Origin of the sequence: Reyranella sp. (assembly GCF_965279625.1) — a bacterium.
In the GTDB taxonomy this organism is placed as follows: domain Bacteria; phylum Pseudomonadota; class Alphaproteobacteria; order Reyranellales; family Reyranellaceae; genus Reyranella.
Genome location: NZ_OZ257251.1, coordinates 3,486,997 through 3,508,181, shown reverse-complemented (window position 1 = coordinate 3,508,181; position 21,185 = coordinate 3,486,997). Strand labels below are relative to the sequence as shown.

The 21,185-nt window shown below is 65.1% G+C and carries 21 protein-coding genes; 9 read left to right on the top strand and 12 right to left on the bottom strand.

Annotation, left to right across the window (positions count from 1 at the left end; genetic code table 11):
• The first annotated feature begins 40 nt into the window (after positions 1 to 40).
• Genes fabA through ACQY78_RS16985 form a run of 3 tightly spaced genes read left to right on the top strand, consistent with a single transcriptional unit; the run spans position 41 to position 2,683 of the window.
• On the top strand, positions 41 to 580 hold the full coding sequence (fabA, locus tag ACQY78_RS16995) for a bifunctional 3-hydroxydecanoyl-ACP dehydratase/trans-2-decenoyl-ACP isomerase (protein WP_428676959.1): 540 nt from the start codon (positions 41 to 43) through the stop codon (positions 578 to 580).
• A complete protein-coding gene (fabB, locus tag ACQY78_RS16990; protein ID WP_428676957.1) occupies positions 580 to 1,827 on the top strand; it encodes a beta-ketoacyl-ACP synthase I in 1,248 nt (415 codons plus the stop codon). The genes fabA and fabB overlap by 1 nt, the downstream gene beginning before the upstream one ends.
• 7 nt (positions 1,828 to 1,834) lie before the next feature.
• Positions 1,835 to 2,683 carry an enoyl-ACP reductase FabI gene (locus ACQY78_RS16985; protein WP_428676955.1) on the top strand — a complete coding sequence of 283 codons (849 nt, stop codon included), beginning with the start codon at positions 1,835 to 1,837 and terminating at the stop codon, positions 2,681 to 2,683.
• 9 nt (positions 2,684 to 2,692) lie between these two features.
• Here ACQY78_RS16985 and ACQY78_RS16980 read toward each other — a convergent pair whose 3' ends face one another.
• Positions 2,693 to 3,115 (bottom strand): VOC family protein, encoded by a 423-nt coding sequence (locus tag ACQY78_RS16980; protein ID WP_428676954.1) that lies wholly within the window; start codon positions 3,113 to 3,115, stop codon positions 2,693 to 2,695.
• A 273-nt stretch (positions 3,116 to 3,388) separates the two neighbouring features.
• On the opposite strand from ACQY78_RS16980, the gene ACQY78_RS16975 reads away from it, so the two are divergent.
• Positions 3,389 to 4,324 carry a hypothetical protein gene (locus tag ACQY78_RS16975; RefSeq protein ID WP_428676952.1) on the top strand — a complete coding sequence of 312 codons (936 nt, stop codon included), beginning with the start codon at positions 3,389 to 3,391 and terminating at the stop codon, positions 4,322 to 4,324.
• A gap of 12 nt (positions 4,325 to 4,336) precedes the next feature.
• On the opposite strand, the gene ACQY78_RS16970 is transcribed toward ACQY78_RS16975, so the two are convergent.
• The gene (locus ACQY78_RS16970) at positions 4,337 to 4,978 is read right to left on the bottom strand and encodes a FadR/GntR family transcriptional regulator (RefSeq protein WP_428676951.1); all 642 of its coding nucleotides are present in this window, start codon (positions 4,976 to 4,978) and stop codon (positions 4,337 to 4,339) included.
• Positions 4,979 to 5,121: 143 nt separating this feature from the next.
• On the opposite strand from ACQY78_RS16970, the gene ACQY78_RS16965 reads away from it, so the two are divergent.
• From ACQY78_RS16965 to grxB, 5 genes are read left to right on the top strand one after another with little or no spacing between them, the layout of a single operon-like run.
• Positions 5,122 to 6,183, top strand: coding sequence for an extracellular solute-binding protein (locus ACQY78_RS16965; protein ID WP_428676950.1), 1,062 nt, complete (start codon positions 5,122 to 5,124; stop codon positions 6,181 to 6,183).
• The gene (locus tag ACQY78_RS16960; protein WP_428676948.1) at positions 6,180 to 7,283 is read left to right on the top strand and encodes an ABC transporter ATP-binding protein; all 1,104 of its coding nucleotides are present in this window, start codon (positions 6,180 to 6,182) and stop codon (positions 7,281 to 7,283) included. Before ACQY78_RS16965 ends, ACQY78_RS16960 begins: the two co-directional genes overlap by 4 nt.
• On the top strand, positions 7,280 to 8,143 hold the full coding sequence (locus tag ACQY78_RS16955) for an ABC transporter permease (RefSeq protein WP_428676946.1): 864 nt from the start codon (positions 7,280 to 7,282) through the stop codon (positions 8,141 to 8,143). Before ACQY78_RS16960 ends, ACQY78_RS16955 begins: the two co-directional genes overlap by 4 nt.
• The gene (locus ACQY78_RS16950) at positions 8,140 to 8,943 is read left to right on the top strand and encodes an ABC transporter permease (protein WP_428676944.1); all 804 of its coding nucleotides are present in this window, start codon (positions 8,140 to 8,142) and stop codon (positions 8,941 to 8,943) included. Before ACQY78_RS16955 ends, ACQY78_RS16950 begins: the two co-directional genes overlap by 4 nt.
• A gap of 50 nt (positions 8,944 to 8,993) precedes the next feature.
• On the top strand, positions 8,994 to 9,629 hold the full coding sequence (gene grxB / locus ACQY78_RS16945) for a glutaredoxin 2 (protein ID WP_428676942.1): 636 nt from the start codon (positions 8,994 to 8,996) through the stop codon (positions 9,627 to 9,629).
• 133 nt (positions 9,630 to 9,762) lie between these two features.
• Here grxB and ACQY78_RS16940 read toward each other — a convergent pair whose 3' ends face one another.
• From ACQY78_RS16940 to ACQY78_RS16895, 10 genes are all read right to left on the bottom strand, one after another.
• On the bottom strand, positions 9,763 to 10,752 hold the full coding sequence (locus ACQY78_RS16940) for a Bug family tripartite tricarboxylate transporter substrate binding protein (RefSeq protein WP_428676940.1): 990 nt from the start codon (positions 10,750 to 10,752) through the stop codon (positions 9,763 to 9,765).
• Positions 10,753 to 10,878: 126 nt separating this feature from the next.
• Entirely contained in the window at positions 10,879 to 13,014 is a 2,136-nt protein-coding gene (gene pnp, locus ACQY78_RS16935; protein WP_428676938.1) for a polyribonucleotide nucleotidyltransferase, read from the bottom strand.
• Positions 13,015 to 13,217: 203 nt separating this feature from the next.
• Positions 13,218 to 13,487, bottom strand: a complete 270-nt coding sequence (gene rpsO, locus ACQY78_RS16930) for a 30S ribosomal protein S15 (protein WP_425068875.1) — start codon at positions 13,485 to 13,487, stop codon at positions 13,218 to 13,220.
• 16 nt (positions 13,488 to 13,503) lie between these two features.
• Positions 13,504 to 14,409: a tRNA pseudouridine(55) synthase TruB gene (truB, locus tag ACQY78_RS16925; RefSeq protein WP_428676936.1), complete on the bottom strand. Its 906-nt coding sequence runs from the start codon at positions 14,407 to 14,409 to the stop codon at positions 13,504 to 13,506.
• A gap of 84 nt (positions 14,410 to 14,493) precedes the next feature.
• Positions 14,494 to 14,901 carry a 30S ribosome-binding factor RbfA gene (rbfA, locus tag ACQY78_RS16920; protein ID WP_428676934.1) on the bottom strand — a complete coding sequence of 136 codons (408 nt, stop codon included), beginning with the start codon at positions 14,899 to 14,901 and terminating at the stop codon, positions 14,494 to 14,496.
• Positions 14,902 to 15,053: 152 nt separating this feature from the next.
• Positions 15,054 to 17,780, bottom strand: a complete 2,727-nt coding sequence (infB, locus tag ACQY78_RS16915) for a translation initiation factor IF-2 (RefSeq protein ID WP_428676932.1) — start codon at positions 17,778 to 17,780, stop codon at positions 15,054 to 15,056.
• A gap of 32 nt (positions 17,781 to 17,812) precedes the next feature.
• On the bottom strand, positions 17,813 to 18,439 hold the full coding sequence (locus ACQY78_RS16910; RefSeq protein ID WP_428676931.1) for an RNA-binding protein: 627 nt from the start codon (positions 18,437 to 18,439) through the stop codon (positions 17,813 to 17,815).
• Between the two features lie 15 nt (positions 18,440 to 18,454).
• Positions 18,455 to 19,993 carry a transcription termination factor NusA gene (nusA, locus tag ACQY78_RS16905; RefSeq protein ID WP_428676930.1) on the bottom strand — a complete coding sequence of 513 codons (1,539 nt, stop codon included), beginning with the start codon at positions 19,991 to 19,993 and terminating at the stop codon, positions 18,455 to 18,457.
• 36 nt (positions 19,994 to 20,029) lie between these two features.
• Entirely contained in the window at positions 20,030 to 20,539 is a 510-nt protein-coding gene (rimP, locus tag ACQY78_RS16900; protein ID WP_428676929.1) for a ribosome maturation factor RimP, read from the bottom strand.
• Between the two features lie 216 nt (positions 20,540 to 20,755).
• Positions 20,756 to 21,121: an endonuclease domain-containing protein gene (locus ACQY78_RS16895; protein ID WP_428676927.1), complete on the bottom strand. Its 366-nt coding sequence runs from the start codon at positions 21,119 to 21,121 to the stop codon at positions 20,756 to 20,758.
• Between the last annotated feature and the right edge of the window lie 64 nt (positions 21,122 to 21,185).

Sequence of the window (21,185 nt, the reverse complement as noted above, 5' to 3'; positions counted from 1 at the left end):
GACTCCGAAGCCCTCCGGGGCGGCCTTTGGGACGGTGAATGTGAGCGAGCACGAGCAGAAGAATAGCTATACTTTCGAAGACTTGATCGAATGCGCCAAGGGTAACCTTTTCGGCCCCGGGAACGCACAGCTGCCGCTGCCGCCCATGCTGATGTTCGACCGCATCGTCAAAATCGATTCGACCGGGGGCAAGTACGGCAAGGGCGAGATCATCGCCGAGCTGGACGTGAAGCCCGAGCTCTGGTTCTTCGCCTGCCATTTCAAGGGCGATCCGGTGATGCCCGGTTGCCTGGGCCTCGATGCGCTCTGGCAGATGCTGGGCTTCTTCCTGGGCTGGATGAAGGCGCCGGGCCGCGGCCGGGCGATCGGCGTGGGCGAGGTCAAGCTCACCGGCATGATCGTGCCGACGGTCAAGAAGCTGACCTATCACGTACACCCGAAGCGTCTGATCCTGCGCCGCCTCGTCATGGGCGTCGGCGACGGTTTCGTGACGGCCGATGGCAATCCCGTCTATGAGGCGAACGACATGAAGGTCGGCCTGGTCAAGGATGGCCCGACGCCGGCCGGAGCGGCAGGCTGATGAAGCGCGTCGTCGTCACGGGTCTCGGGATCGTCTCCCCGATCGGCAACAACGCCGCCGAGGTCACGCAGTCGCTGAAGGAAGGCAAGTCCGGCATCGAGTTCATGCCGGAATATCGCGATCTCGGCTTCCGCAGCCAGGTCGCCGGCACCCTGAAGCTCAATGTCGAGGAGCTGGTCGACCGGCGCCTCATGCGCTTCATGGGCAACGGGGCGGCCTATGCGTGGCTCGCCATGAAGGAAGCGATCGCCGATGCCGGCCTCGGCGAGGCCGAGATCTCGAACGAGCGCACCGGCCTGATCGCAGGCTCGGGCGGGCCGACGACCGGTGCCATCGTGCAGGCGGCCATGACCGCCAAGGAAAAGGGTCCCAAGCGCGTCGGTCCCTTCCAGGTGCCGCGCGCGATGTCGAGCACCGTCTCGGCGAACCTCGCGACTGCCTACAAGATCAAGGGGCCGAGCTACTCGATCAGCTCGGCCTGCTCGACCTCGGCACACTGCATCGGCAATGCCGTCGAGACCATCCAGCTCGGCAAGGCCGACCGCATGTTCGCGGGCGGCGGCGAGGAACTCGAGTGGACGCTTTCCGTGCTGTTCGATGCCATGGGCGCCATGTCGTCGAAGTTCAACGACACGCCGCAGCGGGCGAGCCGCGCCTATGACAGAGACCGCGACGGCTTCGTTATCGCCGGTGGCGGCGGTATCCTGGTGCTCGAGGAACTCGAGACGGCAAAGGCGCGCGGCGCCAAGATCTACGCCGAGGTGATCGGCTACGGTGCCACGTCCGACGGGGCCGACATGGTCGCCCCCTCCGGCGAAGGCGCACTGCGCTGCATGAAGCTCGCGCTCGCGGGCTTTCCGAGCGGCACCGGGCGAAACACGCCGGTCGACTACATCAACACGCACGGCACCGCGACGCCGGTCGGCGACATCACCGAGCTCAACGCCATCCGCGCCGTGTTCGGCGACAGGCAGCCCGACAGGCTGCCCACGGTGAGCTCGACCAAGTCGTTGACCGGGCACAGCCAGGGCGCGACCGGCGCCCATGAGGCGATCTATTCGCTGCTGATGATGAAGAACGACTTCATCGCCGCCTCCGCCAACATCGAGAATCTCGACCCCGGGGCCGAGGGCTATCCCATCGCCCGCGAGCGCATCGACAAGGCCGGCCTGCAGACCGTGATGTCGAACAGCTTCGGCTTCGGCGGCACCAACGCCTGCCTCCTGTTCACCCGCTACGATCACTGAGGCATCGATGTCAGATCGGACTGACGGCTCCGGCTTTCCCAAAGTCGACGGGCTGATGGCGGGCAAGCGCGGGCTCATCATGGGCGTCGCCAACGACCGCTCGATCGCCTGGGGCATCACCCAGGCGCTGCATGCCGCCGGCGCCGAGATGGCCTTCACCTACCAGGGTGCCGCCTTCGGCAAGCGCGTGCTGCCGATGGTGCAGAAACTCGGCTCGACCGTCGTCGTCGAAGCCGATGTCGAGGACGAGGCGAGCCTCGACAACCTCTTCGCGACGCTGAAGAAGGAATGGGGCCGGCTCGACTTCGTGGTCCATGCCATCGCCTTCTCCGACAAGGAGGAGCTGAAGGGCCGCTATGTCGACACGACCAAGGCGAACTTCCAGCGCAGCCTCACGATCTCCTGCTACTCCTTCACCGAGATCGCGCGCCGCGCGCTGCCGCTGATGACCGAGGGCGGCAGCATGATCACGCTGACCTACGAAGGCTCGACGCGCGTGATGCCGTCCTACAACGTGATGGGCGTGGCCAAGGCGGCGCTCGAGGCCAGCGTACGCTATCTCGCGGCCGATCTCGGCCCGCAGGGCGTGCGCGTCAACGCGATCTCGCCCGGTCCCATGCGCACCCTGGCCGGCGCGGTGATCGGCGGCGCCCGCTACGTCTATCGCGTCTCGCGCGAGGCGGCCCCCCTGCGCCGCAACGTCGAACTGAGCGACGTGGGTGGCGCGGCGCTCTACTACCTGTCGGACCTCAGTGCCGGCGTCACCGGCACGGTCCACTTCGTCGATTCCGGCTATCACGCGATCGGCCTGCCGCACGACGGCAGCGCCGTGCCGAGCGCCAGCGGCGAGCAGTAGCCCGTCGCTTCAGGCGGTCGCCGTAGGCGGATACGCGACCGAGCACGCAATCAGGTGCGGCTGAGCAGTCTCCTCGAAGATGACTTCGATCTTCACACCGTTGGGATCGTAGTGATGGACCTGCGTGAAGGGCGTATCAGGCAGTGCCTTTGCCTCGAATGATTGGCAGGCATTGCGCAGCTTCCGGACGTACTCCAGCAAGCCGCTACCCCTGAGTGCAAAGTGATCGAACATGCCACCGGCCTGCCCGGGCGGCGCTTCGATCAGATGGATGATCGGATAGTCGCCATCTTCCGCATAGAGCCATGTTCCATCCGATCGCAGCGGTGGTCGCCACCCCGGCTTCATGCTTAGAAAGCGGGCAAAGAAGGCTACAGTCTCCTCCATCTTCGCCGTGCGGATGGTCGCGTGATCGAGGCGCAGTCCTTGCATGGTTCACTCCTAGGCGTCACGTCCGACAGCGGATCTCCCGATGCACGCCTGCATCTTCGATGACCCGGCCGGACCAATCGTTGATTGGCGCGCGTATTCCTCCTCCGCCGATTTGTGAAAATCAGCACCAGCGGCCGCAAATACGAAGATAGCCGCTGCTGTGACGCCACCAAACCGGACCAATGATAATTGGTCCGTTTGACCCTCGCCTTGCCTCACCGTCTCATGCGGTCACGCATTGCGAGCGAGTGTGGTGCTTCAAAGAAGGCGTCGATGATTCTGTTTGGTGGCGATTACGAGCATACGCTCGAAGTTCCGTCCGTTAGCCACGGCCTTGATCTCGAATATCGAATCGCTGACCGCCCCGAACTGTTCGCCAAAGTCCTCCAGCGGCAGCCCTTCGACGCCTGCGAATTCTCACTCTCGAACTACATCATGATGCGCGATCGAGGGGAGGACTGGCTCAGCGCGGTGCCGATCTTTCCGGCTCGCGCGTTTCGGCACGGCATCGTTCTGGTGCGCCGAGACGATCCCATCGCAACAGTCTCGGATCTCGCCAGCCGCCGCGTCGGCATTCCCGAGTACACGATGACGGCCGGGGTATGGTGCCGCGGCCTGTTGAATGACGAATATGGATTGCACTGGTCTCAACTGCGCTGGCATGCGAACCCGTTGGCGCGCTTTCCTCCGCCATCGGCGGTGACCGTCACCGCCCTCAGGGGTGATGTCGAGGACGCTCTCGCAAACGCCGAGATCGATGCACTCATACTGCCGTCCAGCCGCGATCAAGTTCTGCCCGAGTCTGCACGGCGCTTTCGGCCGCTGATCAAGAACTGGCGGGAAGCCGAAGCCGGCTATTTTTCGCGAACCGGCATCTTCCCCATAAGCCATGTCGTTGTCGTGGCCCGCAAGACGATCGAGGCCAATCCTGCCCTGCCGGAAGCGCTGGTTGCCGCCTATGGCCACGCCATGGAGCGTGCAAAGCATCGTCGTCTGGGCGGAACGTTCCTTCCGTGGGGGAACGACAACTGGGGCCAGACGATGGAGCTCTTTCAGCATGATCCTCTGCCCTACGGGCTGGGAGCTGACAATCAAGCCATCATCGACAAGCTTCAGGATTATCTTCTCGACCAGCAGCTCATCAGTCGCCGCCAGGCGATTACGGACCTCTTCGTGGATGCGAGAGAAAATCTCGCTTCCGTGAGCTGAGGTTCGGCGATGTCACTCGAACATGTGATGCTGGACGGACAGCAGATGCCGTCGCATCGCCCGGCTCGCATCCTCAGCCGATCGCTTGCGAAGCGCCTCGAGGATGGTGCGGTGGTGGGCAATGGAGTTGCGTCGCTTCTCCGCGGTCATCGCAGCGACCCGAATGCGCTTCCACGGGCCTTCGGCCCGCGAAGCATTGAGAGAGGTGACAAGCGCCACGAACACCTCGTTGCGCGTGGCCTCCGTGATGGCGAGATGGAACGCGCCGTCCCACTGCGCCCAGGTATCATCGCTCGCCGCTTCAGCCGTACGCCGCATGTAGATCGCGATGGTGTCGAGGTCGGCTTCGCTCGCCTTGGTGGCAGCCAGGGCCGCTATCGCCGGCTCAAGGGTAAGGCGCGCTTCGAGGATATCGTCGGGGCTCGCTCGTCCCAGGCGACGCTCGATGCCGAGCGCGAGAGTGGGGGGCCGGCGCCCCCAGAACGTCCCGTTACGGCGTCCGCGCCAAATCTGCCCGCCGAGTTCGAGATGTTCGAGCGAACGGCGTACGGCCCTGCGGGTGATGCCGAGCATCTCGGCCAGCTCGCGTTCGGGCGGAAGACGCTCGCCGTTCTTGAGGCCCTGGCTTTCGATGTAGGCGAGTACTGGGTCCAAGAAGCCCCGCTCAGAGCTGTTGTTTCACGTGGGCACATAGGGAGCGCCCTCGCCCGAAATCCCAGCGGAGTGCGCTGCCGGGGTGGTCGATCCCACGTGCACAACCTCTACGAAGCCGGACAATCCATAGCAAGGAGTCTCTTATGTCACAGGCGATAACGCGTCGAACTGCGCTGCGATTAACCAGTGGTCTGGCCCTCGGGACTTCGGCTGCTTTCGCGTCGCGGAGCAGCTCGGCGCAATCTCTTCCCACACTGAGGGCGACACACTTCGGCGGCCCGTATCAGGCCATGCAGGAGATCATCGCTGCCCCCTTCGCACGAGATGGGCTCGGGACGGTCACCTACGACGTCGAGACCGGGCCAACCGCCGTCACCAAGATGCAGAGCCGACGTGACGATCCGCCTTTCGATGTCGCGTTCATTTCACGGTCCTTCGCCTTCAGGGCGCTGAATGCCGGACTCCTTCAAAAACTCGAGGCACGGGACATCGCGGACGCCGTCGCGCTCAAGCCGGGCAGCCTGGCGCCTAGCGGCTCCGGCGTCGCGCTCATGTTCGATGCCATGGAGATCATGGTGGACAGCCGACAGGTGAAGGAGCCGATTACGTCGTGGCTCGACCTCTGGCGACCCGATCTGAAGGGCAAGATCATGTTGCCGGCCGCCTTCAACGCGGGCGCAGTGATCCCCTTTCTGGGCTGCATCTTCCGCGCAGTCGGCGGCAACGAACAATCGGACCAGGTGGTCAACGAGGCGTTTTCCCGGCTCAAGGCACTGAAGTCGAGCGTCCGGGGATTCTACTCGGATGGCAACCAACCGATGGAAGTGATCGAGCGCGGTGACATTGCCGTCGGTGCGCAGTTCCTGATCCGAATAGCCAACCTCAACCGGCGCAGCCCGCACATCGTCAACGTCACGCCGAAGGAAGGAGCCTGCGCCGTTCCCTACGACCTTTGCATCCCGGCGGGGATCAAACCGGTGGCACTGGCCAAGACCTACATCAACTTCGCGCTCCGCAAAGACGTGCAGACCAAGCTCGCAGATCAACTGATCGTGACGCCCTCACGTACCGGGGTAGAGGTTTCCGCGGACCTGCAGAAGCTCATCATCACCGATCCGTCCCAGATGTTCTTCATGGACGACGCAGTGACGGCGGCGAAGCAGCGCGAGTGGCTCGATCGGTACACACGGGAGGTGCAGAGTTGAACGGCTCCGCGCCGGAAGCGGGCTTCGACCTGGAAATCGACGGAGTCTCCAAGCGCTATGGCGAGGTGGTCGCGCTTCAGCGCGTGAGCTTCGCCATGAAGCAGGGGGAGATTCTGGCTCTTCTCGGGCCCAGCGGTTGCGGAAAGTCGACTCTGCTGAACATGATTGCCGGCTTCGAGGCGATCGACGACGGCACGATCCGCTTGCGCGGCGTTGCCCTGAACGACATGCCGCCGCATCGGCGCGACGTTGCGATGGTGTTCCAGAGCTACGCGCTGTTCCCGCATATGACGGTGACGGAAAACATCACCTACGGATTGCGGGCAAGGCGGATGGCGCGCGGCTCGATCGCGGCCCGCGTCCAAGAGGTTTCCTCCCTCCTCAAGCTCGACGGCCTGCTCGGCCGTTACCCGGCCCAGTTGAGCGGCGGGCAGCGCCAGCGCGTGGCACTCGCACGCGCGCTGGCCATCCGACCGCAGATGCTGCTGCTCGATGAAGCTTTCAGCGCACTCGATCGCAATCTCCGCGAGGAAATGCAGGTCGAGCTCTCTCTTCTACTGCACAATCTGCACGTCACCACGATCCTCGTGACTCACGACCAGCGTGAGGCATTTGCGCTGGCCGACCGCATCGCCATCATGGATGCCGGTCGCATCGGGCAGATCGGCACGCCACGCGAGCTCTATGAGAGGCCGGCGAACGACCACGTGCTGCGATTCCTCGGCACAACCAATACGCTCACTGCCGAGGTCGCAGTCGAGGCGGGCACGAATTTCCTCCAGCTCGCCGAGGGCATCCGCTTCCCATCGACCGGCAACCTGCCCGAGCCGGCCCGGAAAGGTCGAGTCATTCTCTATCTTCGGACAGAAAACATCGACCTCTCCGCCACCCCGACCCCCATACATCGTGCGGCACCTGGAACCGTCAAGCTCGTCACTTTCCTTGGCGCACAGGAGCGAATCTTCGTCTCCCTTCAGAGCCAGGACATGCTTGTTGAGAGAGCGATCCGGACCGGAACACAACCGGTCGTCGCCGGCCAGCAGGTGTTCCTCGATTTCGACCCGAGCCAATGCCGGATTGCGGGAGACGATCGGTCATGAGGCTCAAGCCGATCGTTCCCTGGCTCTGGCTCTTTCCGGCGGGCGCCATTCTGATTCCGTTCTTCGCCATGCCGCTCTGCATCGTGCTGCGGGACAGCTTCTATCGGGACGATCCGATCCGCCTCATCGTGCCGGATTTCACATTCAGCAGTTACAGTCGGGTCCTGGGCGACAGCTACTATCTCGTCGTCTTCGGAAACACCCTCGGTATCGCGGCGCTGATTACGTTGGTGGCGTTGGCAATAGCGCTGCCCTACGCGCAGTATGTTTCGCGCACGAGCGGCACGACGCGCATCGTCCTGCTGTGGATCACCTATCTGCCCCTCTACGTCAGCGTGATCATGCGGGCGTTCGGCTGGATGGTGATCACGTCCGATCGTGGACTGATCAATAGCGCCCTCCTCGGCCTGGACCTCATCGCCACTCCGGTGAAGATGCTCTACGAAGTCGAGGGCATGACGCTGGCCATGGTCCACCGGTACTTGCCGCTGATGGTGATCCCGATCGTGACGTCGCTGTCGAAGGTGGACGGCGATCTGCTCAGGGCCTCGGCCAATCTCGGAGCCGGACGGCTTTATGGATGGCGCCACATCACGCTACCCCTGGCGATACCGGGCATGGTCGCGGGCAGCCAACTTGTCTTCGCCGGGGTTCTCAGCGACTACGTCCTGCCATCGCTCACGGGAACGACGCGCTTCCCGATGATCGCGCCTGTCATCTTCAACGAGGCCACGACCAATACCTCCTGGGCAACGGCAAGTGCGCTCGGAACCATCATCCTGGCGATCGTCGCGCTCTTCCTGGTCGCTGCCGCCTTGCTCATGCGGCGCCTCATGCCCTGGCAGGGGGCACTGCGATGAAGCAGAGGCCCTCCGGATTCTCCCGCGTGGCGGCGCATGTCTGGCCCGCATTGGTCATCGGCTTCTTGTCCCTGCCGATCGTGCTCGCGACCCTGGTCGCCTTCAGCAGCGGAGACCGTCTCGAGTTCCCGGTTCCGGGGTTCAGTCTTCGCTGGTTCGAAGCAGCAGCCCGAAATGCCCAGTTCCTCGACGGGCTGTTGAACAGCATCATCGTTGCGTTGTGTAGCGCGGCCCTTGCGACCGTAGCTGGAACGGGAGCCGCGATCGCCTTCAACCACTACCGCTTCACAGGCCGGGCTGCCGCGCAGCTCACCGTGATGCTGCCGGTTTCTCTGCCGGCTATCGTCCTCGGGCTAGGATTGCTTTTCGTTCTTCCGACCTACGGGTTGAGGCCCGGCCTGCTCGCGGCGACACTAGGGCATGCGACGCTGGGAATCCCATATGTAGTGGCCATGGTGACCTCAGCCCTATCGAACTACGATCGGGCGCTCGAGCGGGCTTCCGCAAACCTCGGTGTGGGACCTGTGCGCACCTTTTTTCGGATTACCTTGCCCCTGATCCGGGGTGGCATCATAGCCGGCGCTATTTCCGCCTTTCTGATCTCGCTCGACAACGTATCCCTGTCGCTCTTTATCACGCGCGGCGACACGCTCCCGCTCCGGCTGATGCAGCAGCTGCTCTTCTATGCGGATCCAAGCATCGCGGCGGTTTCGACGATTGTGCTTGGCGTGTCCCTCCTCCTTCTTGTCCTGGTATTGCCAGTCGCACTCCTGCGGCGCTCATCGGAACGAGCAGATTAGGTCCGCCACCGTCTGAACGGGGCATCGTTACAATGAGGGGTAAGGTCTGCATGAGGCTGTACATCAAGGAGCATTGCCCGTTCTCCACGCGCGCTCGAACGATCTTTGGGCTCAAGAAAATGCCCGTCGAACTCTCGGTGATCATGGAAGGCGATGCAGCGACGCCAATTGGCCTCGTTGGTCGGAAGGTCGTTCCGATTCTGCAGAAGGACGATGGGACCGTGATGGCGGAGAGTATGGATATTGTTCGGTATGTGGATGGGCTCAAGGCGCCGAGGCTCCTGACCGAGCCGAAACGCGACGATATCGATTCTTGGTGTGAAGAGACGCGCCCGATCGCGTCCCGTCTGGCTATCCCGCGCATGACTCGCAGCACGTTCAAGGAGAATGAGACCGAGGCCGCGCGACAGGCCTACATCGAACGCGAAACGAGTGCGCTGGGAGACCTGACTGTTCTCTTCGACGAGACGCCGACTTTCCTGTCGAAGATGATCCCGCTTCTGCAGCGGTTGGAGACATTGATTGAGGATTGGAGTGCTTGGTCGGAGAGCGACCTGATTCTGCATTCGACTCTGCGGACGTTGAGCATCGTCAGACCCATTGCGTTCGGTCCGAAGGCGAAGGCCTTTGCGGAGAGGGTGTCGTCGCAGGGCGGCGTGACGCTGTTGCACGAGCAGGCAATTTGACCATCGAAGGTCATGGCTCAGAGCGTCTCCCGTCGATATCGCTCGAGGCGGTTGCCGCGGAGTTTAGTTCACCGATCACGTTGAGCGGCATCTTCTTAGACTGAGTTACTGGGCCTGATATTCCTGGCCGGGCCTATTGGTCGAGCTCGAGTTTGTTCTCCTTGATGAGCTGGGCCCAGCGCGCGGTTTCCTCGGCGACGCGCGCCTGGAACTGCGCGGTCGTGTTGGGCAGGTAGATCAGACCCTGGTCCGACAGCAGCTTCTGCACGTCGGGCGTCTGCGCGGCCGCGGTGTATTCCTTGTAGAGGCGGTCGACGATCGGTGTCGGCGTGCCGGCCGGCGCGATCAGCGCGTACCAGGAGACGACCTCGGAATCGGCGAGAGACAGTTCCTTGAGCGACGGCACGTCGGGAAGCTGCGGCACGCGCTGCAGGGTCGTCACCGCCAGCGCACGCAGCCGGCCCGCCTGGATGTGCGGCAGCAGGCTCGGCAGCGTGTCGAAGGTGGTCTGGATATCGCCCGCGAACAGCGCCGGCAGCGATTCGTTGGTGCCCTTGAAGGGGACGTGGACGACGTCGATGCCGGTGCGCTTCTTCAGCAGTTCGAAGGTGAGATGCGCGGGGCTGCCCGGCCCCACCGACGCGAAGTTCATCACACCCGGCTTGGCCTTGGCGGCAGCGATGAGTTCCTGCGCCGTCTTGATCGGCGAGTTCCCGGCGACCACCAGCACCAGCGGCGAGGCGGCGAACATGGTGATGGGGATCAGGTCGTCCTTCACGCTGTAGGGCATCTGCTTGTACAGCGACGGGAAGATGGTGAGCGGGCCCAGGTTGCCCATGCCGATGGTGTAGCCGTCGGGCTTGGCCTTGGCGATCTCGGTCACGCCGATGCGGCCGGCGGCCCCGGCCTTGAAGTCGGTGATCACCGTCTGGCCCAGCGCCTTCGAGACCTTATCGTTGAAGGCGCGGGCAATGACGTCGTTCAGGCCACCGGCCGGCCAGGGCACGAGGAACCGCACCGGCCGCGTCGGCCAGTCGCTCGGGGATTGGGCGTTGGCCTGGACCGCTACCGCCAGAGGCGCCGTGCCTAGGAGAGTTGTCAGGAAACGTCGCGTGATCTTCATGGCTCACCTCAAGCAATAGTCGGACCGCATGCTGGACGGCGCGTGTTGACCCGTCGAACAGGCAGGCACTGCCAAACAAAAACGGCGGCCCGTGGGCCGCCGTTTCCGTTATCGATCGATGGGCGATTACTCGCCGGCGGGAGCGTCGTCGACCGGCTTGTTCGAGATGTCCTCGCCGGTCTCCTGGTCGACCACCTTCATCGAGAGGCGGACCTTGCCGCGATCGTCGACGCCCAGGACCTTGACCTTGACCTGGTCGCCTTCCTTGATGACATCCGTCACCTTGGCGACGCGGCGCGGCGCCAGCTCCGAGATGTGCACGAGGCCGTCGCGCGCGCCCAGGAAGTTCACGAAGGCGCCGAACTCGACGGTCTTCACGACCTTGCCGGTGTAGATCACGCCGATTTCCGGCTCGGCCACGATGCCCTTGATCCAGTCGATGGCGCGCTGGCCGGCGGCGGCGTCAACCGCCGCAACCTTGATCGTGCCGTCGTCCTCGATGTCGATCTTGGTGCCGGTCTGCTCGGTGATCTCGCGGATCACCTTGCCGCCGGTGCCGATCACTTCACGGATCTTGTCCTTGGGGATCGTGAACTGCGTGATGCGCGGCGCGGTCGACGCGACGCCCTCACGCGCACCGCCCAGACCCTTGGCCATTTCGCCCAGGATGTGGATGCGGCCGTCCTTCGCCTGGCCGAGGGCCACCTTCATGATCTCCTCGGTGATCGAGGTGATCTTGATGTCCATCTGCAGCGAGGTGATGCCCTTCTCGGTACCGGCGACCTTGAAGTCCATGTCGCCGAGGTGATCCTCGTCGCCCAGGATGTCGGACAGGACGGCGAAGCGCTCGCCTTCCTTGATCAGGCCCATGGCGATGCCCGCAACCGGACGCTCCATCGGCACGCCGGCATCCATCAGCGACAGCGAGCCGCCGCAGACCGTTGCCATCGACGAGGAGCCGTTCGACTCGGTGATCTCCGACACGATGCGGATCGTGTAGGGGAACTTGTCCTTCGACGGCAGCATCGGACGCAGCGCGCGGAACGCGAGCTTGCCGTGGCCGATCTCGCGGCGGCCGGGCGAACCCATGCGGCGCACTTCACCCACCGAGTAGGGAGGGAAGTTGTAGTGCAGCATGAAGTGTTCGCGGTACTCGCCCTCGAGCGCGTCGATGATCTGCTCGTCCTGGCCGGTGCCCAGCGTGGCCACGACCAGCGCCTGGGTCTCGCCACGCGTGAACAGCGACGAGCCGTGGGCGCGCGGCAGGATGCCGACTTCGGCCACGATCGGACGGACGGTCTTGGTGTCGCGGCCGTCGATGCGCTTGCCGGTGTCGAGGATGGCAGTACGCACGACATCGGCCTCGAGATTGCCGAACTGCTCGCCGAACGCGGCCAGTGCAGCCTCGTCGCCCTCGAACAGCTTCTTGGCTTCGGTCTTCACGGCGCTGATCTTCGCCTGGCGAGCCTGCTTCTGGGTCTCGGCGAAAGCCTCGACCAGCTTGCCGTGCATCTCGGCCTTGAGCTTGGCGGCCACGGTCTTCGACGCTTCCGACGGATCGGTGAGCGGCAGCGGCTCCTTGGCGCAATGCTCGGCGAGCTGGATGATCGCGTCGATCACCGGCTGGAACGAGCGATGGGCTTCCATGACGGCGCCCAGCATGACGTCCTCGGAAAGCTCCTTGGCTTCCGACTCGACCATCAGCACGCCTTCCTTGGTGCCGGCGACGACGAGGTCCAGCGTGCTCTTCTCGAGCTGGACCTTGGTCGGGTTCACGACGTACGCGCCGTCGATGTAGCCGACGCGGGCGCCGCCGATCGGGCCCATGAAGGGCACGCCGGAGATCGTGAGCGCGGCCGACGTGGCGATCATCGCCAGGATGTCGGGATCGTTCTCGAGGTCGTGGGCCAGCGTCGTGACGACGACCAGCGTCTCGTTGCGATAGCTCTCGTGGAACAGCGGGCGGATCGGGCGATCGATCAGGCGCGAGGTGAGGATTTCCTTCTCGCTGGGACGGCCCTCACGCTTGAAGAAGCCACCGGGGATCTTGCCCGCGGCGAATGCCTTCTCCTGGTAGTTCACGGTCAGCGGGAAGAAATCGAGGCCGGGCTTCGGCTTCTTCTCGAACACGACGGCGGCCAGCACGGTGGTGCCGCCGTAGGTCGCCATAACGGCGCCGTCGGCCTGGCGCGCGATCTTGCCGGTCTCGAGCACGAGCTTGCGCCCGGCCCACTCGACTTCCTTGCGAAAAACTTCAAACATCTCATTCATCCTTTCCATCACGGTCGCCTGCCCCCGTTTGGCTGCGACCGCCCATCGGCGCCCTTGCGCCGACAGGACCGGGCCAGGCGTTTGCTCTCGCCCCTGCCTTCCCGGTTACTGCGAAGTCGCGTCAGCCGGCCGAACTCACGGGGACCGGGCGACGCGACGCGAAAAGGCCCCATCGCGAGGATGGGGCCGTAGGATCAGCGACGCAGACCCAGACGCTCGATCAACGTGGCGTAGCGCTTGTTGTCGCGCGACTTGAGATAGTCGAGCAGGCGGCGACGCTGGCCGACCATCTTCAGCAGACCGCGGCGCGAATGGTGGTCCTTCGCGTGGCCCTTGAAGTGCTCAGTGAGGTTGGAAATACGCTCGCTGAGGATAGCGACCTGGACTTCCGGCGAACCCGTGTCGCCTTCGGCCTGGGCATACGTCTTGATCAGCTCCGCCTTGCGGTCGGCTGTAATCGACATCGGTCATCTCCTGAAACTAAAGGTTGAACACGCGCACCGGCTGGAGAGCGGCACCGTCCGAACGGACGAGCGCCACGAGCCTGCTGCCGACCTCGGCGCGAACGAGTGCGCCGGACGGAGGTGCGTCCCGGGTCAAGAGCACCGGCTGGCCTTGGCGCAACCGGTCCGCTTGGGCTTCCGTCATGGCCAGCGCCGGGATGTCGTCCAGCGCGGTCGCAACGGGAGCCAGAGCCCCGAAGAGCGCGGGAATATGCCCGAGGGCCTCCAGTTTGGAAAGCGAAATGGACCCTTCCTCCCGGAACGGTCCCACAACCGTCCGGCGCAGCGCCGACAGGTGCCCGACGGTGCCCAGCGCCAAAGCCAGATCGCGCCCGAGGGACCGGATATAGGTGCCCTTGCCACAACCGACCACGAAATCTGCGTGGTCACTGTCGGGACGGCCGACCTGCGCCAGCCGCTCGATCAGGACCCGGCGCGCCTTCAACTCGACGACCTCGCCGGCCCGGGCGAGATCGTAGGCCCGCTTTCCGTCGATTTTCAGGGCCGAGAAGGCCGGCGGCATCTGCTCGATTTCGCCCAGGAAGGCGGGCAGCGCGGCGTCGATGGCGGCATCCGTCGGCCGGACATCGCTGGTGGCCGTGACCTCGCCTTCGGCGTCCTCCGTCGCGCGGGCTTCGCCGAAACGCAGGGTGAATCGGTATTCCTTCCGCGCATCCATGATGAAGGGCACCGTCTTGGTGGCCTCGCCGAGCGCGATCGGCAGGATCCCGCTGGCCAGCGGATCGAGGGTGCCGCCATGTCCGGCTTTCTGGGCGCCGAACAGCCGGCGCACGCGGCTGACAGCCGGCGTCGAGCCCAGGCCGACCGGCTTGTCGAGCACGATCCAGCCGTCGACCTTCTCGCCCTTTTTCCTGCGGCTCATGGGAGCGCGCCGCTCTTGGGTTCCATCGCGCTCGTTTAGGCCGTCAGGACGCCAGGCGCCAGCGATCGACCAGACCGGCTGCCCTCAGTCCTCGTCCTTGATATCGCGGGCGACGTCGGGCCGGCGCAGGAGCTGGCCGATCTTGTCGGCCTCGTCGAAGGTGCGGTCGATGGCGAAACGAATCTCGGGGGCGGTGCGCAGGCCCGCCTTCTCGCTGACCCGGCCGCGGAACCAGGGCGCCGCGCGGCGCAGCGCAGCCAGCAGCCGTTCCTGGTCGTCGCCGCCCAGCGGCATCACATAGGCCGTGGCGTTGCGCAGGTCGGGGCTGACGTCGACCGACGTCACGGTGATCGTGGCGTCGCGCAGATCCGGGTCGCGCATGTTGCCGCGCTCGAGGAGATCGGCCAGCAAATGGCGGATTTCCTCGCCGACGCGCAGCTGGCGCTGGCCGGGGGCACGATTTTCTTTGTCGGACGAGCGACGCCGCGACATGGCGGTTCCTTCATTCTCTCTTCCTCCCCATTCGCATGGGCAGGTGTCGGCGTCTTACGCCGACGGAGGGGTCAAATGCGACGGCGGACCTATGACCCCACCGTCGCCGTAAGACGGCGCCACCTCCCCCGCTGACGGGGGAGGAAACCTTACTACAAGGTCGCCTGGACCTGCTCGACGTCGAAGCATTCGACGATGTCGCCGACCTTCATGTCCTCGTAGTTCTCGAAGGCCATGCCGCACTCGAAGCCATGCTGCACTTCCTTCACTTCGTCCTTGAAGCGACGCAGGCTCTTCAGCGTACCCTCGTGGATCACGATATTGTCGCGCAACAGGCGAACCTTGTTGCCACGTGTGACCTTGCCATCGGTGACCATGCAGCCGGCGACGTTGCCGGACTTGGTGACCTTGAAGACTTCGCGGATCTGCGCGTTGCCGACCAGCGTCTCCTTGTAGGTCGGGTCGAGCAGGCCGACCATCAGCGCCTGCATGTCCTCGGTCACCTTGTAGATGATCGAGTAGTAGCGGATGTCGACCTTGTCGCGCTTGGCGATCTCGCGCGCCTGCGGGTTCGCACGCACGTTGAAGCCGATGATCAGCGCGCCCGACGCCTTGGCCAGCGTCATGTCGGCTTCACTGATGCCGCCGACGCCGCTGTAGACGACTCGTGTGATGACCTTCTCGGTGCCGAGCCGCGACAGCGCGCCGGCCAGCGCTTCCGCCGAACCCTGCACGTCCGCCTTGATAAGCACCGGCAGTTCCTTGGCCGTGCCCTCGCGGATGCCCTTGATCATCTCCTCAAGGGTGCCGCGGCCGCCCGCGACGCGAGCGAGCTCGTGCTGGCGATCGCGACGGACGCGGAAGTCGGCGATCTCGCGCGCGCGCGCCTCGCTCTCGACCACGTGGAACTCGTCACCCGCCTGCGGCGTGCCGGCGAGGCCCAGCACCTCGACCGGGAAGGCGGGACCGGCATCCTCGACGGGCTTACCATGGTCGTCGACGAGACGCCGCACGCGGCCCCACACCGAGCCGGCCACCAGAATGTCGCCAACCATCAGCGTACCGCGCTGGACCAGCACCGTGGCGACCGAGCCGCGGCCCGGATCGAGCTTGGCTTCGATCACGACACCGTCGGCGTCACGTTCGGGATTGGCCTTGAGTTCGAGCACTTCCGCCTGCAGCAGGATGGCTTCCTCGAGCTTGTCGAGGTTCATCCGCTTGGTCGCCGAAACCTCGATCGACTGGACTTCGCCGCCCAGCGCTTCGACCTGGATCTCCTCGCGCAGCAGTTCGTTCTGCACCCGGCTCGCGTCCGCGCCCGGCTTGTCCATCTTGTTGATGGCCACGATGATCGGCACGCCCGCCGCCTTGGCGTGGGCGATCGCTTCCTTGGTCTGCGGCATGACGCCGTCATCCCCGGCCACGACCAGCACGACGATGTCCGTCACCTTGGCGCCGCGGGCGCGCATGGCGGTGAACGCTTCGTGGCCTGGCGTGTCGAGGAAGGTGATCTTCTGCTGCGACGGCAGAGTCACCTGGTAGGCGCCGATATGCTGGGTGATGCCGCCGGCTTCGTGCGCCGCCACGTCAGTGGCGCGCAGCGCGTCGAGCAGCGACGTCTTGCCGTGATCGACATGGCCCATGATCGTGACGACGGGCGGACGCGGCAGCAGCAACTCGTCGGCATCGGGGACGTCGGCGAGGCCGGTCTCGACGTCGCTTTCCGTGACACGCTTGTAGCGGTGACCCATTTCCGTCACGACCAGTTCGGCCGTATCGGCGTCGATCGCCTGGTTGATGGTCGCCATCACGCCCATGCGCATCATCGTCTTGATGACGTCGGCACCGCGCTCCGACATACGCGCCGCGAGTTCCTGAACCGTGATCGACTCAGGGATCGTGACTTCGCGATAGACCTTCTGCTGCGGCTCGTTGCCGAACTGCTGGCGACGCTCGCGCTCCAGTCGGCGGCGCTGCTGCGCCACAGACCGGCTGCGGAAATCGTTCTCGCCCGCGACCGCGCGACCGACATCGACCTTGTCGTTGCGGCGCTTGGGCGCCTCGCGACGCGCGCCCGTCGGCTGCGCCGGGCGCTTGATGGCCAGCGGCGGACGCGGGGGCGGACGGCGGAGCGCTTCGCTGGTGGACGGGCCGACCGGACGGCGAATCGGCGCAGCCGGAGCGGCCGGTGCCGCGGCCGCCGGCGGCGGCGCAGGACGCGCATCGGTCCCGGGCGCCGGACGGGCGACCGTGGCCGGCGCCGAGGTCGGCGGCGACTGGTCGAGGCGCTTCTGGACGAGCGCGTCGGCCTTGCGCTTGACCTCTTCCTCGGCCTTCTTGCGTGCGTCTTCCTCGGCGAGGCGCTTGCGATGCTCCTCGTCGGCCTTCTTGCGAGCCTCTTCCTCGATGGCGCGGCGGCTGGCTTCCTCGGCGGCGCGCTTGCGCGCGATTTCCGCGTCGCGGTTGGCGTCGACCAGGGCGCGCGCGCGCGCTTCCTTCTCTTCCTCGGTGAGCGTGCGCAGCACGATCCCACGACCGCCGGGCTGCCGGGTCGGTCCCGGAGCACGGTTGACCGACGGTGCGGGCGCCTGGCCACCACCGCTGCCGAGCTTCAGCGTGCGTCCGGCCGGTGCCGGCGGAGCCGCCTTGGGCGCCTCGGGCGCCGGAGCGGGCGCTGCAGGAGGGGGCGCAGCCGCTGCGGCGGGCGCGGGCGTCGTCCGCTTCACCGGCTTCTTCACCTCGACCGTTACCGCGCGCGTACGCCCGTGCGAGAATTTCTGGCGCACCTGCGTCGCGTCTGCCTTCGAGGCCGCGCCCGTGCGCGTCGTCGAGAGGGTCAGCGGCTTGGTCGATTTGCTCTGTTCGTTCTGATCCGTCATGTCGGCTGTTGTCCTTGGTCCGCTCCGGCCCGTCAACCGGCGCCGTTCAGCCGGAACCTGCGCCAACGCGCTGCCCCGACAGAAATTCGTTCAATGAAGGCGCCGCCCGCATCATCGCGGGCGATCGCCACGTAGACCGCCTGCTCGCGGCCGAAGATTCCGCCCAGCGCGGCCGCATCGGCCAGCCGCTCCAGCGGCAGACCGGTCGCCCGCAGCTTCTGTAACCCGTCCCCGTCCGCATCCTCGGCGACGACGAGAAGTCCTGCCTGGTGGCGGCCGATCATCTGCTCGACCTTCACGAAGCCCGCGACCGCGCGACCCGCGCGGCGCGCGCCGCCGAGATCGCCCAGGACACGGTCGAGCAGCAGCCGCTCGACCCTGTCCACGAGATCGGCCGCAGCTTTCACCGGCGCCCGTGCGGCCCTGGAGAACAACTTCTTCTCGACCGCCCGCTCCAGCGCGCCGCGCTCGGCCTGCACCCACATGCCGCGCCCCGGCAGCCGCCGCGCCAGATCGGGCACGACATCGCCTTCTGGACCCACGACGAACCGGATCATCGTCTCGGGCGCACCTTCGACGCCGGTCGCGATGCAGGTGCGCATCGGGCCAGCGGGAGGTGCCGAGAGATGGGGTTCGGTCATGGCGAAGGCAAGGGTCAAGAGTGTTCTTCTCCGTCAGGCCTTGGCCGCTTCGTCGGCCGGTGCGGCCTCGTCGGCGAACCAGTGCTCGCGCGCCTTCATGATGATGGCGTTGGCGGCATCGTTATCCATGGTGCTCTCGCCCACGATCTCGCGCAGCTCGTCGGAGGCCAGGTCGGCCAGGTCGTCGAGCGTCTTCACGCCCGCCTCGCCCAGCGCCACCACCATCGGCAGGGTCAGACCCTCGGCATTGGCCACGTCCTCGGCGACGCCCAGCGACGCCAGGCGTTCGGCCAGCTCGGCGTCGCGCTTCTCGAGATATTCGCGGCCGCGGCGCTGCAGCTCGGTGGCGATTTCCTCGTCGAAGCCCTCGACGGTGGCCAGATCCTCGACCGCGGCGTCGGAGACGTCCTCGACCGAGGCATAGCCTTCGGCGACCAGCAGATGGGCGATCACGTCATCGACATCGAGCGTGGCCTTGAAGAGTTCGGTGCGCTCGCGCGTATCCTTCTGGCGGCGCTCGCTCTCCTCGGTCTCGGTCATGATGTCGATCTCCCAGCCGGTGAGCTGGGACGCGAGCTTCACGTTCTGGCCGCGGCGGCCGATCGCCAGGCTGAGCTGGTCGTCGGGAACGACGACCTCGGTCTTGTTCTTCTCTTCGTCCATCAGCACCTTGCTGACCTCGGCCGGGGCCAGCGCGTTGACGATGAAGTTCGCCGTGTCGTTCGACCACGGAATGATGTCGACCTTCTCGCCCTGCAGTTCCTGCACGACGGCCTGCACGCGGCTGCCGCGCATGCCGACGCAGGCGCCGATCGGGTCGATCGAGCTGTCGTGGCTCAGCACCGCGATCTTGGCACGGCTGCCCGGGTCGCGGGCCACGGCCTTGATCTCGATGATGTTGTCGTAGATCTCGGGCACTTCCTGCGTGAACAGCTTGGCCATGAACTGGGGATGGCTGCGCGACAGGAAGATCTGGGGGCCGCGCGGCTCCTCGCGCACGTCGAAGATGTAGGCGCGCACGCGGTCGTTCACGCGCAGGCTCTCGCGCGGAATCGTCTCGTCGCGGCGGATCACGCCTTCGGCGCGCTGCAGGTCGACGGTGATGTTGCCATAGTCGACGCGCTTGACCACGCCCGACACGATCTCGCCGATGCGATCCTTGAATTCCTCGTACTGGCGCTTGCGCTCGCTCTCACGCATGCGCTGCGTGATGACCTGCTTGGCGGTCTGGGCGGCGACGCGACCGAAGTCGATCGGCGGCAGCTCGTCAGTCAGGAAGTCGCCGACCTGGGCCTCGGGATTGCGGCGCTGGGCGTCGGCCACCGATACCTGGGTGTTCTCGTTCTCGATTACGTCGGAGACCTGCATGTAGCGCAGCAGCTTGATTTCACCGGTCTTGCGATCGATCTCGGCGCGGATGTCGTGCTCCAGACCGTACTTGGCGCGGCCGGACTTCTGGATGGCCTGTTCCATCGCCTCGAGCACTTCCTCGCGCTCGATGCCCTTCTCGCGAGCGACCATGTCGGCCACCTGCAGCATTTCGAGGCGCGGGATATCGGCTGTCGTCGCCATGTCTCTTCCCTCTTCCTTAAGCTCTAGCCAGTCCGTTCAGTGGGTCTGCCCGGCCGCACCCTCGGCGGCCAGACGGTGTTCTTCGATCAGGCGGTCGGTCAATTCGAGCTTGGCGCGGGTGATGGCGTCGAGCGGCACCGCCGCTTCGGTGCCATCCTCGAGTCGCAGTCGCACCAGATTGTCCTCGAGCCCGAGCAGCGTGCCCTTGAAGCGACGCCGTCCCTCGACCGGGAGGGCGGTCTCGAGCCGGGCGATGTGACCCGCCCAGCGTGCATAATCCTTGGGCCGTGTGAGCGGTCGGTCGATGCCGGGCGAACTTACTTCCAGCGTGTAGGGATCGGTGATCGGATCCTCGACGTCGAGCACGGCCGAGACGGCGCGCGAAACGGTCGCGCAATCCTCGACGTCCAGGTGCCGGCCATCGGTCGGCTCGATCATGATCTGAAGGGTGCCGCCCCGGCTGAGCGCAACGCGAACCACGTCGAAGCCCATGCCGTTGATGGTCGGGGCAACGATGTCTTCGATTCGACGCAGCAGATCGGTCACGCGGTGGGGCTTCTCGACGATTTTGGGCAGCTGGGAGGGAGCCAAATGAAAAGAGCGGGTTTTCGGCCCACTCTTTTTCTTTGGTTCATCCCGTGAACCCGATGAGGATGGCGCGGATATAGGCTCCTGCCTGCCGACTGGCAAGGGAATCCAGCATGCTCTATGGGGGGACCTGAGCGACCCTCTATATATAGTAGATGTTGTCCCCCTCCCCATTCAAATGGGGAGGTGCCCCGCAGGGGCGGAGGGGTCAGAACCCTGCCTGACCACCGCATAAATCGTGTCGAGCACGTCTTCGGTGCGCCCCAACACATCGCTGTTCCAGAAGCGCAGCACCTCAAATCCTGCCGATCTCAAGAACCGGTCGCTGCGCAAATCGTAATCCAGGTTCTCTGCATGCTGACCGCCATCGAGTTCGACGACGACCAGTGCCTCGACACACGCGAAATCGCAGATGTAGAGGTCAATCTGATGCTGCCGCCGGAACTTGAAGCCCGAGAGCTGGCGACGGCGCAAACGGCTCCAGAGTAGGCGTTCGGCGTCAGTCTGGTTCGTCCGCAGGCTTCGGGCGTATCGGCGCATGCCGAGAGTAAGGCGTGGTATTTTGGAGAAAATATGTCAGAGATAACTACTATTGCGTGTATCC

What these genes read in the sequence shown, in the direction of transcription:
- fabB (WP_428676957.1), top strand. Translation starts at nt 580, where the DNA reads ATGAAGCGCGTCGTCGTCACGGGTCTCGGGATCGTCTCCCCGATCGGC.
- ACQY78_RS16985 (WP_428676955.1), top strand. Translation starts at nt 1,835, where the DNA reads ATGTCAGATCGGACTGACGGCTCCGGCTTTCCCAAAGTCGACGGGCTG.
- ACQY78_RS16980 (WP_428676954.1), bottom strand. Translation starts at nt 3,115, where the DNA reads ATGCAAGGACTGCGCCTCGATCACGCGACCATCCGCACGGCGAAGATG.
- ACQY78_RS16975 (WP_428676952.1), top strand. Translation starts at nt 3,389, where the DNA reads ATGATTCTGTTTGGTGGCGATTACGAGCATACGCTCGAAGTTCCGTCC.
- ACQY78_RS16965 (WP_428676950.1), top strand. Translation starts at nt 5,122, where the DNA reads ATGTCACAGGCGATAACGCGTCGAACTGCGCTGCGATTAACCAGTGGT.
- ACQY78_RS16955 (WP_428676946.1), top strand. Translation starts at nt 7,280, where the DNA reads ATGAGGCTCAAGCCGATCGTTCCCTGGCTCTGGCTCTTTCCGGCGGGC.
- ACQY78_RS16950 (WP_428676944.1), top strand. Translation starts at nt 8,140, where the DNA reads ATGAAGCAGAGGCCCTCCGGATTCTCCCGCGTGGCGGCGCATGTCTGG.
- grxB (WP_428676942.1), top strand. Translation starts at nt 8,994, where the DNA reads ATGAGGCTGTACATCAAGGAGCATTGCCCGTTCTCCACGCGCGCTCGA.
- ACQY78_RS16940 (WP_428676940.1), bottom strand. Translation starts at nt 10,752, where the DNA reads ATGAAGATCACGCGACGTTTCCTGACAACTCTCCTAGGCACGGCGCCT.
- pnp (WP_428676938.1), bottom strand. Translation starts at nt 13,014, where the DNA reads ATGTTTGAAGTTTTTCGCAAGGAAGTCGAGTGGGCCGGGCGCAAGCTC.
- rpsO (WP_425068875.1), bottom strand. Translation starts at nt 13,487, where the DNA reads ATGTCGATTACAGCCGACCGCAAGGCGGAGCTGATCAAGACGTATGCC.
- truB (WP_428676936.1), bottom strand. Translation starts at nt 14,409, where the DNA reads ATGAGCCGCAGGAAAAAGGGCGAGAAGGTCGACGGCTGGATCGTGCTC.
- rbfA (WP_428676934.1), bottom strand. Translation starts at nt 14,901, where the DNA reads ATGTCGCGGCGTCGCTCGTCCGACAAAGAAAATCGTGCCCCCGGCCAG.
- infB (WP_428676932.1), bottom strand. Translation starts at nt 17,780, where the DNA reads ATGACGGATCAGAACGAACAGAGCAAATCGACCAAGCCGCTGACCCTC.
- nusA (WP_428676930.1), bottom strand. Translation starts at nt 19,993, where the DNA reads ATGGCGACGACAGCCGATATCCCGCGCCTCGAAATGCTGCAGGTGGCC.
- ACQY78_RS16895 (WP_428676927.1), bottom strand. Translation starts at nt 21,121, where the DNA reads ATGCGCCGATACGCCCGAAGCCTGCGGACGAACCAGACTGACGCCGAA.